Below are 14,767 nucleotides of genomic sequence, written 5' to 3'. Positions count from 1 at the left end.
TCGGGTGAAGCCCCTGCTCACAGCCTGTCGGCGGACCACGCGGCCCCGCTACACAGATCTCATGATCAAGTACCTGGAGCGCGGCCTGCCCGCGCTCGCGCTGGCCTCTGTCCCCCTTCTTGTCACCGCCCTGCCCTTCCAGGCGACCGCGGTGCCGCAGTACTTCCAGATCACCACTCAGCTGAACGGCAAGTGCCTGGCCTCCAACGGCGACAATGTCGAGGTGCGGACCTGCAACGCCGGCACCGGCGACCAGCTCTGGTACTGGTCGGGCAAGAAGCTCGTCAACGGCGCCGAGCAGCACTGTCTCGACGTGAAGAACGGCGAGGTCAACGCCGCGGCCCAGGTCGTCGGCGACTGCCACGGACTGGCCAACCAGCGCTGGTACAAGGACGGCAGCTGGCTGCGCTCGGACGTCAACAGCCAGTGCCTGAGCATCCAGAACAACGGCGACCAGCGCGAGCACGCGGGGATCAACCTCCGCGACTGCGGCTCCAACACCTGGCAGTGGTGGACGCTGCCCAACCCGTAAGCATCTGAGACACCCCTGGTCAGGAGGGGGACCGGCGGTCTAACGTCCGTCCATGGCAGCCTTCGACCCCTGGGACCCGGACTTCCTCGCCGACCCGTACCCCTCCTATGCCGAGCTCCGCTCCCGGGGCCGGGTGCAGTACTACGAGCCCACCGACCAGTGGCTGGTCCCGCACCACGCCGACGTCTCGGCACTGCTGCGGGACCGGCGGCTGGGGCGGGCGTACCAGCACCGGTTCACCCACGAGGACTTCGGGCGGACCGCACCGCCGCCGGAGCACGAGCCGTTCCACACGCTCAACGACCACGGCATGCTCGACCTCGAACCCCCGGACCACACCCGCATCCGCCGCCTGGTGTCGAAGGCGTTCACCCCGCGCACCGTCGAGCGGCTCAAGCCGTACGTGGCGAAGCTCGCCGGCGAACTCGTCGACGACCTGGTCCACAAGGGCGGCGGCGACCTGCTCGCCGACGTCGCCGAACCGCTCCCCGTCGCCGTCATCGCCGAGATGCTGGGCATTCCGGAGGCGGACCGGGCCCCGCTGCGGCCCTGGTCGGCGGACATCTGCGGAATGTACGAGCTGAACCCCTCGACGGAGACGGCGGCGCGGGCGGTCCGGGCCTCGGTGGAGTTCTCCGGCTATCTGCGGGAGCTGATCGCCGAGCGGCGCGCGGAGCCGGGCGAGGACCTCATCTCGGGGCTCATCGAGGCCCACGACGAGGGCGACCGGCTCACCGAGCAGGAGATGATCTCCACGGTCGTCCTGCTCCTCAACGCCGGCCACGAGGCGACCGTCAACGCCACGGTCAACGGCTGGTACGCGCTCTTCCGCAACCCCGCCCAGCTCGCCGCCCTCCGCGCCGACCACGCCCTGGTCCCCACCGCCGTGGAGGAGTTGATGCGCTACGACACCCCGCTCCAGCTCTTCGAACGCTGGGTGCTGGACGAGATCGAGATCGACGGGACGACGGTCCCGCGCGGCGCCGAGATCGCCATGCTCTTCGGCTCCGCCAACCACGACCCGGCCGTCTTCCAGAACCCCGACCGCCTCGACCTGACCCGCGGAGAAAACCCGCACATCTCCTTCAGCGCCGGCATCCACTACTGCATCGGCGCCCCGCTGGCCCGCATCGAACTGGCGGCCTCCATGACGGCGTTGCTGGAACGGGCCCCGACGCTGAGCCTGGCGGCGGAGCCGAAGCGAAAGCCGAACTTCGTGATCCGGGGGCTAGAGGGGTTGAGCGTGGAGGTGGGGTGATCACCCGTTCGGATGATCACCGACCGATTCCATGCGAGGCGTCTGCCCGGCCGGTGGGACTTTCACTCAGCTTCCACGAACCGTTGGGCGCACGCGTCCCTACCGCTCCTTGGTCTCCTCCAGTACCGTCCGCCCCAGCAGCGCGTACCGCTCGGGCGAGCGGCGCTTGAGGTACTGCGCGTAGCCGACGCCCGTCGCCGCCACCAGCGCCACCAGCCACGGCGTCGCCTTCAGCACCGGCGAGCCGGACTCCGAGCCGGCCGCGACGCTCATGTTGGACACCAGGAGCAGCACCACCGCGAGCATCGCGAGGCCGCCGACGAGCGGTGCGGTGAAGGTCTTGAACCAGTGCCGGCTCTCGGGGTGGTTGTTGCGGAAGTAGACCAGCACCGCGAACGAGCAGACCGCCTGCACGACCAGGATCGCCATCGTGCCGAGGATGGCGAGCAGGACGTAGAGGGCGTTGGCCGGGTCCTTGCTCGTGGCCCAGAACCCGACGATCAGCACCGCGCTCACCACCGTCTGCACCAGGCCCGCGATGTGCGGGGAGCCGTGCCGGGCGTGGGTGCGGCCGACGGTGTTCTGCAGCGAGGGGAGCACGCCTTCGCGGCCCAGGGCGTACATGTAGCGGGAGGCGCAGTTGTGGAAGGCCATGCCGCAGGCGAGCGAGCCGGTGATCATCAGCCACTGCATGAGGTCGACCGCCCAGTGGCCGACATAGTGCTCGGTGGGGTTGAAGAACAGCGCGAGCGGGTTCGCCGACGAGGCGACCTTGACGGCCTCCGTCTCGCCGTTGCCGATGATGGCCATCCAGGAGACGAAGACGTAGAAGACGCCGACGCCCAGGACGCTGATCATCGTGGCCTTGGGGATGATCTTCTTCGGGTCGCGGGACTCCTCGCCGTACATCGCCGTCGACTCGAAGCCGACCCACGACCAGAAGGCGAAGAAGAGGCCGAGGCCGGCCGAGGTGCCCTTGAAGGCGTTGACCGGGTCGACCGGGCCGAAGGTGAAGCCGTGCGGGCCGCCGCCGTGCAGGGCGACCGAGATCGCCATCGCCGCGAGGACGGTCACCTCGGTGCCGAGCAGGACCACGAGGAGCTTCTCGGCGACCGAGACGCCGAACCAGGTGCCCGTCGCGTTGACGGCGAGCATCAGCAGCGCGAAGGCCCACCACGGGATGTCGAGTCCCGTCTGGTCCTTGAAGGTTCCGGTGGCGAAGGTCGAGAAGATGCCGATCAGCGCGGGCTCGAACACGGCGTAGGCGAAGGTGGCGAGCAGCCCCGACGCCAGGCCCGCCGTGCGGCCCACACCGTAGGAGATGAAGCCGTAGAAGGCGCCCGTCGACGTGATGTGTTTCGCCATCGACGTGAATCCGACGGAAAAGATTGCCAGGACGACCATTGCGACGAGATAGCTCGCCGGGGCCCCGATGCCGTTGCCCGACGACACCATGAAGGGCACGTTGCCGGTCATGGCGGTGATCGGCGCGGCGGTCGCGACGGCCATGAAGACCACCCCGAGCAGGCCGATCGCGTTGGGCTTCAGCCGGTGGACCGTGCCCTCGCCGTCTGTCTTCCCGTCCGGTTTCGTCGCCGGGGCGACTCCCTCGTCCACTGCCATCGGGGTGGCCCCTCTCCTGCTGTTCGCTGGCTGTACTGGACCGGAACTCTGTAGCCCGAATGAGTCGGTAGAGGGTCTCGGGGCGTTAAATGTTTGTCAACCAGACCTTTAGAAATCTGACGCAATCTGTCGGCAACACCCGGCTCGTACGGTCGCCGCCATGAGCACGTACACGGCCACCCTCGGCGGCGAACGCCACCGCTTCGACTCCCTGGCCCGCCTGCTGGCCGCCGCGAGCCCCGAACGCTCCGGCGACCGGCTGGCCGGCCTCGCCGCGACGAGCGCACGGGAGCGGGTCGCGGCCCGCTGGGCGCTGGCGGAGGTGCCGCTCGCCACCTTCCTGACCGAGCCGGTGATCCCGTACGAGACCGACGACGTGACCCGGCTGATCCTCGACACCCACGACCCGATGGCGTTCGCGCCGGTGGCCGGGCTGACGGTCGGCGAGTTCCGGGAGTGGCTGCTGGCGGCGGACACCGGGGCCCTGGGCGCCGTGGCCCCGGGGGTCACGCCGGAGATGGCCGCCGCCGTGTCCAAGCTGATGGGGAACGCGGACCTGGTGGCCGTCGCCCGCAAGGTGCGGGTGGTCACCGCGTTCCGCTCCACGATCGGCCTGCCGGGCCGCCTGGCCACCCGCCTTCAGCCGAACCACCCCACCGACGACCCGGCGGGCGTCGCGGCCGCCCTCCTCGACGGCCTCCTCCTCGGCTCCGGCGACGCGGTGATCGGCATCAACCCGGCGACGGACAGCCCGAAGGCGGTCCGGGACCTGCTGGAACTCCTGGCCGGAGTGATCGACCGCTACTCGATCCCCACCCAGTCCTGCGTGCTGTGCCACGTGACCACGAGCGTGGACCTGATGGAGCGCGGCGCCCCGGTCGACCTCGTCTTCCAGTCCATCGCGGGCACCCAGGCCGCGAACGCCTCCTTCGGGGTCACCCTCGGCCTGCTCGACGAGGCGTACGAGGCGGCCCGCGGGCTGGGGCGGGGGACGGTCGGCGACCACGTCATGTACTTCGAGACCGGCCAGGGCAGCGCCCTGTCGGCGGACGCGCACCACGGCGTGGACCAGCAGACGGTGGAGGCGAGGGCGTACGCCGTGGCCCGCCGCTACCGGCCCCTCCTGGTGAACACCGTCGTGGGCTTCATCGGCCCGGAGTACCTCTACGACGGCCGCCAGATCCTCCGGGCCGCCCTGGAGGACCACTTCTGCGGCAAGCTCCTCGGCCTGCCCATGGGCCTGGACATCTGCTACACGAACCACGCCGACGCCGATGACGACGACATCGCCACCATGCTGACCATGCTCGCCGTCGCGGGCGCCTCCTTTGTGATCTGCACACCGGGCGGCGACGACATCATGCTCAACTACCAGTCCGCCTCCTACCACGACGCGCTCTACCTGCGGGAGGTGCTCGGCCTGCGCCCGGCGCCGGAGTTCGAGGCGTGGCTGGAATCGATCGGGCTGCTGGACGGCGACGGCGGCGTGCGCGAGGTCAGCGGCCATCCGCTGACGGCGATCGGAAGGGAGCTGGCCGCATGACCGAAGTGACCGAAGTGACCGAAGTGACCGAAGTGACCGAGGTGACCGAGGTGACCGAGGTGGCCGAGGTGGCCGAGGTGGCCGCCGCCGGATCCGACGACCTGTGGCCGCTGCTGCGCCGCCACACCCAGGCCAGGATCGGCCTCGGCCGCTCCGGCTCCGCCCTCCCCACCCACCACCGGCTGGGCCTCCAGGCCGCGCACGCGGCCGCCCGGGACGCGGTGCACTCGCCGTTCGACCCGGACGCGGTGGCCGCGGGCCTGGCGGGGCTGCCGACGGTACGGGTCCGCAGTGCGGCCGGCGACCGGCTGACCTACCTCCAGCGCCCCGACCTGGGCCGCCGCCTGCACCCCACGGACCGCGCGCACCTGCCGGCCGGTGACTGGGACGTCGTCTTCGTCGTCGCCGACGGGCTGTCCAGCCGGGCGGTGCACGAACACGCGGCGGCGGTGGTGCGGGCCACGGCGACCCGGCTCCCCGACTGGCGCGTCGCCCCGGTCGTCCTGGCCGAACAGGCCCGGGTGGCCCTCGGCGACGACATCGCCCACACGATGGGGACGGCCCTGGTGGTCGTCCTGATCGGCGAACGCCCCGGCATGTCGGCGGCGGACTCCCTGGGCGCGTACCTGACGTACCAGCCGGTCCCGGGCGTGACCACGGACGCGGACCGGAACTGCCTGAGCAACATCCGGCCGCCGCTGGGGCTGACCTACGAGGTCGCCGCCGGGAAGCTGGCGGAGTTGCTGAGGAGGGCACGGGAGCTGGGGGTCACCGGCGTGGCGCTGAAGGACGAATCCGAATCCGATCACGGGAACGTGCCCGAGCGGACCCACTGAGCCACGGCCGGCCCGCGATCCGCGGGGCTCTCCTGAGCAGTGACCGGCCCGCGACCTGGGGGGCTCTCCTGAGCAGTGGCCGGCCCGCGATCCGCGGGGCTCTCCTGAGCGGTGGCCGGCCCGCGACCTGGGGAGCTCTCCTGATCAGTGGCGGCTTCGCGATCCGGGGGTTCTCCTGCGTCGCGGAGCACCCCGGGAAGTTCCCCCCGCCGGGCCCGTCGCTACGGGGCGCCCGGCACCGTAAGCCCCCAGGCCCCCTCCACCACCCGCCAGGTCCGCCGTCGTACCGGACCCGCCACCGCCACGTCGGCCCGGTACCGGAAGTCCGCGCCCGTCACCGTCACCGTCCGTCCGGCGGCCCGTATTGGTGTGGCCTCCGCGCCCACCGACAGCGGCCGCACCTCCACCTCGGCCAGCCCGTCACGGCGGCCGGGCGTCACCGAGATCCCGTCCACCGGCTGGTCCAGGTCCACCACCGTCTGCCCGTCGACCTCGACCCGCAGCCGCGCGGGCCCCAGGCGGGGCACGGCCTGGGCCGGGCGGGTGGACAGGGAGCGTACGAGGGTCTGGTACGGCCGTAGCCACCCCCGGGCCGCGACCGCCTCCGCGGCCCCCGGCACCGTCGCCAGCGGCGGGATCCGCAGTGCGCCGAGTACCACCCCGTCGCTGTCGTCGACCAGCAGGTCCAGGCGCCGTTCCACCCCCTCCAGGACCGCCCGTGCCGCCGCCACCGCGCCGGTGGGCACCCCGAGCGCGTGCGCGACGCCCAGCGAGCCCCCCACCGGGACCACGGACAGCACACATTCGGCCAGCTCCCGCTGCCGGTGCAGAAAGGTCACCGCACGGATCAGCGCGCCGTCGTCGCCCACCACCACCGGCCGCCGCGACCCCCTGCGGGAAAGTACCCGGGCGAATTCCTCGGGACCGTCCGGCAGACACACCTTCGTGGTCGCACCCGCGCTGAGCACGTCTTTCACGATCCGGACGGACTCACCGTCCGTCTGCCGTGCCGCCGGATCGATGATCACCAGCAGCTGATCGGACGTCGCGAATGTCGCCACCTCGGTCGTGCCTCGCTTCCTCGGGTAGCATCACTGTGCAAGAGCCCCTTGCGCTATTGCGCCAGGGGCTTCGTCTATTCCGGGGCATCCGGTCCGACGGTTGTGCGGCCAACGACGGTCGCAGTGGTACGCGGCGCCGAACCTTACGCGTACGTCCCTGACCTTGGACATGCCCCGCCCGGAAGGGGTGTACGCGCGTGCCCGCACTTGTGCTGCTCGGTGCTCAGTGGGGTGACGAAGGCAAGGGAAAGGCGACGGATCTGCTAGGTGGCTCCGTCGACTACGTGGTGCGTTACCAAGGTGGCAACAACGCCGGTCACACGGTCGTCGTCGGCGACCAGAAGTATGCGCTCCACCTCCTCCCTTCCGGAATCCTCTCGCCTACTTGTGTTCCGGTCATCGGCAACGGTGTCGTCGTCGACCCGTCGGTCCTGCTCTCCGAGCTGAGCGGTCTGAACGAGCGTGGCGTCGACACGTCCAAGCTCCTGATCAGCGGTAACGCACACATCATCACGCCGTACAACGTCACCGTCGACAAGGTGACGGAACGCTTCCTCGGAAAGCGGAAGATCGGCACGACCGGGCGCGGCATCGGCCCGACCTACGCGGACAAGATCAACCGCGTCGGCATCCGGGTCCAGGACCTGTACGACGAGTCGATCCTGACCCAGAAGGTCGAGGCGGCCCTCGACGTCAAGAACCAGATGCTCACCAAGCTCTACAACCGGCGCGCGATCGCCATCGAGCAGGTCGTCGAGGAGCTGCTGACGTACGCGGACAAGCTCGCCCCGTACGTCGCCGACACGGTCCTGGTCCTCAACCAGGCCCTGGAGGAGAACAAGGTCGTCCTCTTCGAGGGCGGCCAGGGCACGCTCCTGGACATCGACCACGGCACGTATCCCTTCGTCACCTCGTCCAACCCGACGGCCGGCGGTGCCTGCACGGGCTCCGGCGTGGGCCCGACGAAGATCAGCCGGGTCATCGGCATCCTCAAGGCCTACACGACCCGCGTCGGCGCAGGCCCGTTCCCGACCGAGCTGTTCGACGCGGACGGGGAGGCGCTGCGCCGGATCGGCGGCGAGCGGGGTGTCACCACCGGACGGGACCGCCGCTGCGGCTGGTTCGACGCGGTGATCGCCCGCTACGCGACCCGCGTGAACGGCCTCACCGACTTCTTCCTCACCAAGCTCGACGTCCTCACCGGCTGGGAGCAGATCCCGGTCTGCGTGGCGTACGAGATCGACGGCAAGCGCGTCGAGGAGCTGCCGTACTCCCAGACCGACTTCCACCACGCGAAGCCGGTCTACGAGACGCTGCCCGGCTGGTCCGAGGACATCACCAAGGCGAAGTCCTTCTCGGACCTCCCGAAGAACGCCCAGAACTACGTCAAGGCGCTGGAGGAGATGTCCGGCGCCCCGATCTCCGCGATCGGCGTGGGCCCGGGCCGCGACGAGACGATCGAGATCAACTCGTTCCTTTAGGACCGGGTCTGACCTGGCGCGGCGGCGGCTCCGGCAGAGGCGTCGGATGCCGCCGCGCACAGGGGACGCGGGCGGGATGGTGTGGCTACTCTGTCCGCGATGAAGGAGTCAGGATGCTGCTGAGATTCAGGGCGGCGAACGTCCGGTCCTTGCGTGATGAACAGGAGCTGTCGTTCGTCGCGCGCGAGGACGCCGAGGGTGATGTCGCGGCGGCCCGCGAGGTGGAGCTTTCCGACGGCCGGCGCCTTCCCGTTCACACCGTTCTCGGCGTCTTCGGCGCCAACGCATCCGGCAAGTCCAATGTCATCACCGCTCTGAAGAACATGCGCAAGGCGGTGCTGCGTTCCTACGCCGACTGGACCTCCTACGACGGCATCCCGCGCGACGAGTTCGCCCTGGATCCGAAAGCGGTCTCGGAGACCACGCTGTACGAGGCGGACTTCGTCCTCGACGCGGGTGTCCGCTGGACGTACGGCTTCGAGCTGGGCGAGCGCCGCGTGGAAGCCGAGTGGCTCTACGCCTACCCCAAGGGACGCCGTCAGGTGTGGTTCGAGCGCGATGCGACGCGGGAAAAGGATTTCGACTTCCCTGGTGACCGTATCCACGACCGTGCTCGCCTGTCCCGCACCACCCGGCCCGACGCCCTTCTGCTCACCCGTGCGGCTAATGACGGGCACAGGCAACTCACCCCGGTCTTCGACTGGTTCAAGGACAACCTCTGGGACGTCACGCCAGAGACCGAGCGTGCACAGCGCGAGGACTACACGGCGATGCGGCTGCTGCGCAGCGAGGACTTCCGCCGGCGGACCGAGGAACTGCTGCGAGTGGCCGACCTCGGTATCGCGGGCGTTGAGGTCGAGCAGTCGTCCTCCGGCCGCCCGGTGGTGCGTCTCGTCCACGTCGGCGGCGGTGAGCGGACCCCCCTGGACTGGTCGTCGGAGTCATGGGGGACGCGCTCCTGGTTCGCTCTGATCGGTCCCGTGCTCCTCGCCCTGGACACCGGCGCGGTCCTCCTGGTCGACGAACTCGACGCCAGCCTGCACTCGCGCTTCGCTGCGGAGGTCGTACGGCTCTTCCAGTCGCCGTGGGTGAATCCGAAGGGTGCTCAGCTGGTCTTCACCGGCCATGACCCGTCCCTCCTGCGGACACCGGGCGGGGGCCGACTTCTGCAACCGGGACAGATCTGGCTCACGGAGAAGGACGAACGAGGCGCGACCGAACTCTCCTCGGTCGCCGAGTGGGAGCCGACGGAGGAGGAGGACCTGATGGCCTCGTACCTGGCCGGCTCCTTCGGTGCTGTGCCCAGGGTTTCCGAAGGGCAGATCGGGCGGCGGCTGCTGCGTACGGACGACATCGCGCGGATGGAGGCGGAAGAGGTCTGATGGCCAGGCCAAAAGGAGGGGACAGCGTTACCCCCAGGAAGGGCGGCGCGAAGGGGCGCGCGCTTCGACCTCGTCAGGTGTACGTCTACACCGAGGGTGAGGTCACCGAACCTGAGTACATCGACCTCATCGTCAAAAAGGGCGCTCCCGACAAGCCGGGCCGCACGGTCCAGCACCACATCGAGAACCCGAACGCCGAGGGCAAGCTGCGCAAGCCCTACCGGATGGTGCAGGACGCCGCGCGCACGTTACGGAAGGTGGAGCGGGAGGCGAAGGCGGCGGGCCTGAAGCCGTACCGGGTCACGGGCGGCGTCGAGGAGGGGGACTGGAACTGGCCCCAGGTGTGGGTGCTGTTCGACCGCGATGACCATCAGAACATCCCCGAGGCCTTGCGCCTGGCGGAGAAGGAGGGGATCCGGATCGCGTACTCCCACCCCTGCTTCGAACTCTGGAGACTGCTGCACTACACGAACTACACCAGCACCTTCGGCGGGGTCTGCGGCGATGCCAACGGCCGCCTGCGGTCGAGCCGAGGTTTCGCGGAGACGTACGGGCGGGGTGTCCGCACAGTCACCGAACAGCAGTCCAAGCATGTGCGCGAGGAACAGGTGCTGAGCCCCCGGGACAAGGACGGCAGCCGATACCGCGAGGCCAAGAAATACGCCCAGACGATCAACAAGCGCTGCGAGTCGTCCAACCCGAACGACTGGGACCCCTACACGGACGTCTGGTCGTTCGTGGAGGAGGGACTGCTCCTCAGGCACTACTAGGCTGAGGGGTCGTACTTCTCCGTCCCGTCTGCGGCAGAGCGGTGTGCGTCGCCGCCGCCCTGCCCGTCCGCCCGCTCACACTCAGGGAGCCCGTACGTGGCCAAGCTCACGCTCGACCAACTGGAGCGCCACCTCTTCGCGGCCGCCGACATCCTGCGCGGCACGATGGACGCCGCCGAGTATCGCGACTTCCTCCTGGTCCTGCTCTTCCTCAAGCGTGCCAACGACGAGTTCGAGGCCGCCTACGAGGAGATCGTCAAGCGGGAGATGGCGGGCGGGGCCTCGCGCGCGGAGGCGGAGGAGGAAGCCGAAGAACCGGCCAACTACACGGCCCGCCGCATCATGTACGTCCCGCCGGAGGCACGCTGGCAGAAGCTGACCGAGGGTGTGGACGACGTGGCCACCAAACACCTCCAGCCCGCCCTCGACGCGATCGAGGGCCAGAAGGGCAACGAGCGGCTGCGGGGGCTGTTCAACCACATCAACTTCAACCGCATCGGCGGGGGCGGCGGCACCGGCGCGACGGCGGCCAAACTCGCGGACAAGCGCCTGTCCGCGCTCATCGGCCACTTCGGCAGTCTCCGTCTCCGCGGCGAGGACTTCGAGTTCCCGGACGTCATCGGTGCCGCGTACGAGTACCTGCTGAAGGACTTCGCCGACTCGGCGGGAGCCAAGGGCGGAGAGTTCTACACCCCGCGCGCGGTGGTGCGGATGATGGTCGAGCTGGCCCGTCCCCGTCCTGGCGACAGCGTGTACGACCCGTGCGTCGGCTCGGGCGGCATGCTTATCCACGCCAAGGAGTACATCGAGGAGCACGGTGGCGACACCGAGGACCTGGCCCTGGCCGGTCAGGACGCCAACAACGGCTCCTGGGTCATGGCCACCATGAACATGCTGTTCCACGGTGCCCACGACTTCGAGCTCTGGACCGGCGACACCCTGACCCAGCCGCTCCACCTGGACCGGTCCTTCGACGTCGTACTCAGCAACCCGCCCTTCTCCATGGATTACCGGGCCGGGGACATCGGCGACCTCGAAGACCGCATGCCGTACGGCCAGACGTCCGAGAAGGGCAAGGCCGACCTGATGTTCCTCCAGCACATGTTGCACATGGTGAAGGGACGCGGTGGTTCCGTCTTCACCGTCATGCCGCACGGAGTGCTCTTCCGGGGTGGCGCGGAGGAGAAGATCCGCGCGAAGATCATTGAGGACGATCTGCTCGAGGCCGTCATCGGCCTGCCGTCCAACATCTTCTACGGCACCGGCATCCCGGCCTGCGTACTGGTCCTGCGCACCCGCGGCCGTAAGCGCGACGGCCGGGACGACCAGGTCCTCTTCATCAACGCGGACCGCGAGTACCACTCCGAGCGGGCCCAGAACGTCCTGCTGCCCGAGCACACGGAGAAGATCGTCTCCACCTTCCACGCGCCGGCCGGCACGGAGGTGCCGCGCTTCGCGAGGTGGGTGCCACGGGACGAGATCCGGAAGAACAAGTACAACCTCAACATCCGCCGGTACGTCGACAATACTCCGCCGCCGGAGCCGCAGGACGTGCGGGCGCACCTGGTGGGCGGGGTGCCCCGGGCGGAGATCGAGGCGCCGGAGAAGGCGGCGGTGCTGTCGGCGTACGGGGTGGGTGTGTCGGACCTGTTCGCCGAGCGGGCGGAAGGGTCGTCCGAGTACGTCGACTTCCTGCCGGAGGACCGGCGCCCGGACGCCGACCGGCTGACCGTACTGGCCGAGGAACGGGAGCGTGAACTCTGGGAGTCCTTCGATTCCTGGTGGACGGCGGAGACGGAACAGATCGTCGCCATCGCGCCGTACGAGGAGGACGACCGCACGGGAGCCGAGAAACGCGCCCAGTTGGCCCGCCTGCGCGCCGACCTCATCGACTCCTTCCGTAAGCGGCTCCTGAGTGTCAAGCTCCTGGACCAGTACGCGCTCGCCGGCGCGGTGGCCGGCTGGTGGCAGGACGCCAGGAACGAACTCAAGGCGCTGGCGGAGAACGGCTTCAAGGGCGTCGTCGAGGGCTGGGTCGACACGGTGGAGACCCTCCTGGAACCGGAACCCGACCCCTGGACGGGCGGCGCGCGCAAACGAACGGCGGCGGAGCGGCGGCAGGCTTACGGGCACAAGGTCGTGGCGCGTATCGCCGGTGAGTTCCTGAAGGAACTTGCGGACGCGGATGCCGAGAAGGCCCGGCTGGACGCGAAGGTGAAGGCGGCCGAGGAGGCGGAGGCGGCGCGGGCTGCGGCGGCGTCGGGGGTCTTGGAGGACGGGGAGGCCGGTGACGGAGCCGAGGACGCTGAGGGCGGTCTGGCTCTCGACCCGGCGGTGGCGGAAGCGCTGCTCAGCGAGGCCGACTTGAAGAAGGCCAAGCGGGAGCGGACGGCGGCCGGGAAGGCGGTGAAGGCGCTGGAGGAGGCGTTCTATCCGCTGGACGGCCTGGGTGCGGGGGCTGCCGCGAAGGCCGGTAAGTCTTCTGCTGCTACGACCTCGGAGGCCGTCGCCTCCGACGAAGCGACCGGACAGACATCCCTTGACGTGATGTCCCCGGCCGAGCCGGACCGCCCGACGCCGGGCCTGCACGCCGCGCGCGACGCACTCGACGAGGAGGCCGCGCGTGATGTGGTCCTCGGCATCCTCCGTGACGACCTGGCGTCGAAACTGGAGGGCCATGTGGTGCGCAGGCGCCGCGAGTTGATCGACACGTACGTGGGCTGGGAGTCCAAGTATCTGGTGTCGATGCGTGACATCGAGGCGCGTCGGGAGGCTGCGGCGGAGCGGCTGAACGGGTTTCTGAGGGAGCTTGGGTATGTCGGCTGAGTCGGGAGACGTGCGATGGGCTCCTGTGGGCGAGGTCGGCGAGGTGCGGATGGGAAAGCAGCTTTCGCCGACAAGTAAGAGCGCTGCCGGCCAGATGCCCTATCTTCGCGTTGCAAATGTATTTGAGGGTCGCATCGATTATGGCGACGTCAAGACTATGGGGTTCAGCGACGTCGAGAAGCGTATCTATGAACTGCGCCCCGGGGACATTCTTCTTAATGAAGGACAGGAGAGTCTGTTCAATGTCGGGCGGAGTGCCATCTATGAAGGTGGCGCTGGAGGGTTTTGCTTCCAGAATACCCTGATCCGCTTCAGGCCGAGTGAGCATGTTCTACCCGAATATGCTCAGGAGGTCTTCGTGTGGTGGCGTCGCTTGGGACGCTTTGCGAGCGTGGCAGAGAAGACTAGCATCTCCCACCTGGGGGGAAATCGCTTTGCGGCGATGTCCTTCCCTCTCATTCCTATGGGTCAGCAGCGGCGAATCGTCGATATTCTGGGTGCAATTCAGGAGAATATCAAGGCTGAAGAAGAATTTCTGGCGAAGCAGGATCGTCTCTGGGGCGGCGTTCTGAACCAGGAACTGGAGCGACACGAGAAGCAATACGGCTCTACCCCGCTCCGTGATGTTAGTCGTGGAGGTGGTTCTTACGGGAGTAACTCACCTGCAAGCCCGCACCGGATCGGCATGCCGAGATATGTCCGCATCACGGACATTGACGAGAAGGGCTTTCTCTCCCCAGCTGACTCCGGGGCGGCAAGTATTTCTGAGTCGGCGGCTGCCCGCTATCTACTTGGCGAAGGCGACCTACTCATCGCCAGGACGGGCTACACGACTGGTAAGTCCTACCTGTACAGGCCTTCGGATGGGCCATGCGCATTCGCTGGGTATCTCGTGAGATTCCGCATCGATCCGAACCAGATGCTCCCCGACTATGCCTTTCTGTGGACCAGTGGAAATAGGTTTCGCGAGTGGGTTTCTCGGAATGTTCGAGAAGTGGGGCAGAGAAACATCAGTGCCCGCGAGTTTGATGACCATGAGGTTGCGCACCCGCCTCTGTCGGTTCAGCGGAAGCTTGTCGAAGCTGCTGAAGCGGCCCGTGAAGCGCGCAGCTTGCGGATGATGGAAATCAATCGTTTGCGTACGCTGCGGAGCGCTCTGGCGGATGCCCTGCTCAAAGACAGCGTTGGCTCGCAGGCGATTTCCTAGACGAAGCGGGAGTGACTGTGCACGCGAAGGAGAGGCTCACGGTCACCGTCCCCTTCGCCCTCGACCTGACTGCCCTTGTCCCGCGCAAAGGCTGATGCCGACCGCGCAGCACACCCCTTTTCAGGAGACCCACTCGTGACTGCCGGCCCGGGGGCCACATGACGGCGACCTGCTGATCCCCATGTCCGGCAGACTTCCGGCATGTCCGGCAGACTTCCGGCAGCCCTCGGCCCAGGCGCATCGCCCTG

At 68.6% G+C, this 14,767-nt stretch carries 11 protein-coding genes; 9 read left to right on the top strand and 2 right to left on the bottom strand.

The genetic code is table 11. The features are described 5' to 3' along the window. Nucleotides 1–61 precede the first annotated feature (61 nt). Nucleotides 62–532, top strand: coding sequence for a ricin-type beta-trefoil lectin domain protein (locus AB0N16_RS25620; RefSeq protein ID WP_365800437.1), 471 nt, complete (start codon nt 62–64; stop codon nt 530–532). Between the two features lie 52 nt (nt 533–584). Next, nucleotides 585–1,790 (top strand): cytochrome P450, encoded by a 1,206-nt coding sequence (locus AB0N16_RS25615; RefSeq protein ID WP_365800435.1) that lies wholly within the window; start codon nt 585–587, stop codon nt 1,788–1,790. Nucleotides 1,791–1,889: 99 nt separating this feature from the next. On the opposite strand, the gene AB0N16_RS25610 is transcribed toward AB0N16_RS25615, so the two are convergent. Beyond that, nucleotides 1,890–3,413, bottom strand: coding sequence for an APC family permease (locus AB0N16_RS25610; protein WP_365800433.1), 1,524 nt, complete (start codon nt 3,411–3,413; stop codon nt 1,890–1,892). Between the two features lie 160 nt (nt 3,414–3,573). Between AB0N16_RS25610 and AB0N16_RS25605 the strand changes: the two genes are divergently transcribed. Continuing rightward, entirely contained in the window at nt 3,574–4,956 is a 1,383-nt protein-coding gene (locus AB0N16_RS25605; protein WP_365800431.1) for an ethanolamine ammonia-lyase subunit EutB, read from the top strand. Beyond that, the gene (gene eutC, locus AB0N16_RS25600; protein WP_365800429.1) at nt 4,953–5,792 is read left to right on the top strand and encodes an ethanolamine ammonia-lyase subunit EutC; all 840 of its coding nucleotides are present in this window, start codon (nt 4,953–4,955) and stop codon (nt 5,790–5,792) included. The genes AB0N16_RS25605 and eutC overlap by 4 nt, the downstream gene beginning before the upstream one ends. A 221-nt stretch (nt 5,793–6,013) precedes the next feature. Here the strand turns inward: eutC and AB0N16_RS25595 are convergent, their stop codons facing one another. Next, nucleotides 6,014–6,853: a diacylglycerol kinase family protein gene (locus AB0N16_RS25595; protein ID WP_365800427.1), complete on the bottom strand. Its 840-nt coding sequence runs from the start codon at nt 6,851–6,853 to the stop codon at nt 6,014–6,016. Nucleotides 6,854–7,050: 197 nt separating this feature from the next. Between AB0N16_RS25595 and AB0N16_RS25590 the strand changes: the two genes are divergently transcribed. The 5 genes from AB0N16_RS25590 to AB0N16_RS25570 all read left to right on the top strand — a co-directional run bounded on the left by AB0N16_RS25590 (nt 7,051) and on the right by AB0N16_RS25570 (nt 14,519). Further along, nucleotides 7,051–8,334 carry an adenylosuccinate synthase gene (locus AB0N16_RS25590; protein ID WP_365800425.1) on the top strand — a complete coding sequence of 428 codons (1,284 nt, stop codon included), beginning with the start codon at nt 7,051–7,053 and terminating at the stop codon, nt 8,332–8,334. 113 nt (nt 8,335–8,447) lie between these two features. Then, nucleotides 8,448–9,716, top strand: coding sequence for an ATP-binding protein (locus AB0N16_RS25585; protein WP_365800423.1), 1,269 nt, complete (start codon nt 8,448–8,450; stop codon nt 9,714–9,716). A 77-nt stretch (nt 9,717–9,793) separates the two neighbouring features. Beyond that, entirely contained in the window at nt 9,794–10,486 is a 693-nt protein-coding gene (locus AB0N16_RS25580) for an RloB family protein (protein ID WP_365800421.1), read from the top strand. Between the two features lie 96 nt (nt 10,487–10,582). Continuing rightward, entirely contained in the window at nt 10,583–13,312 is a 2,730-nt protein-coding gene (locus AB0N16_RS25575; protein WP_365800419.1) for a class I SAM-dependent DNA methyltransferase, read from the top strand. Beyond that, nucleotides 13,302–14,519, top strand: a complete 1,218-nt coding sequence (locus AB0N16_RS25570; protein WP_365800417.1) for a restriction endonuclease subunit S — start codon at nt 13,302–13,304, stop codon at nt 14,517–14,519. Before AB0N16_RS25575 ends, AB0N16_RS25570 begins: the two co-directional genes overlap by 11 nt. Nucleotides 14,520–14,767: the final 248 nt, after the last annotated feature.

The organism is Streptomyces sp. NPDC051105 (assembly GCF_040682795.1).
In the GTDB taxonomy this organism is placed as follows: Bacteria; Actinomycetota; Actinomycetes; order Streptomycetales; family Streptomycetaceae; genus Streptomyces.
This window is presented reverse-complemented; position numbering and strand designations above follow the sequence as displayed.

Bases quoted from the DNA above. Each gene is read 5' to 3' on its own strand.
- eutC (WP_365800429.1), top strand. From the start codon at position 4,953: ATGACCGAAGTGACCGAAGTGACCGAAGTGACCGAAGTGACCGAGGTG.
- AB0N16_RS25585 (WP_365800423.1), top strand. From the start codon at position 8,448: ATGCTGCTGAGATTCAGGGCGGCGAACGTCCGGTCCTTGCGTGATGAA.
- AB0N16_RS25570 (WP_365800417.1), top strand. From the start codon at position 13,302: ATGTCGGCTGAGTCGGGAGACGTGCGATGGGCTCCTGTGGGCGAGGTC.
- AB0N16_RS25605 (WP_365800431.1), top strand. From the start codon at position 3,574: ATGAGCACGTACACGGCCACCCTCGGCGGCGAACGCCACCGCTTCGAC.
- AB0N16_RS25620 (WP_365800437.1), top strand. From the start codon at position 62: ATGATCAAGTACCTGGAGCGCGGCCTGCCCGCGCTCGCGCTGGCCTCT.
- AB0N16_RS25615 (WP_365800435.1), top strand. From the start codon at position 585: ATGGCAGCCTTCGACCCCTGGGACCCGGACTTCCTCGCCGACCCGTAC.
- AB0N16_RS25610 (WP_365800433.1), bottom strand. From the start codon at position 3,413: ATGGCAGTGGACGAGGGAGTCGCCCCGGCGACGAAACCGGACGGGAAG.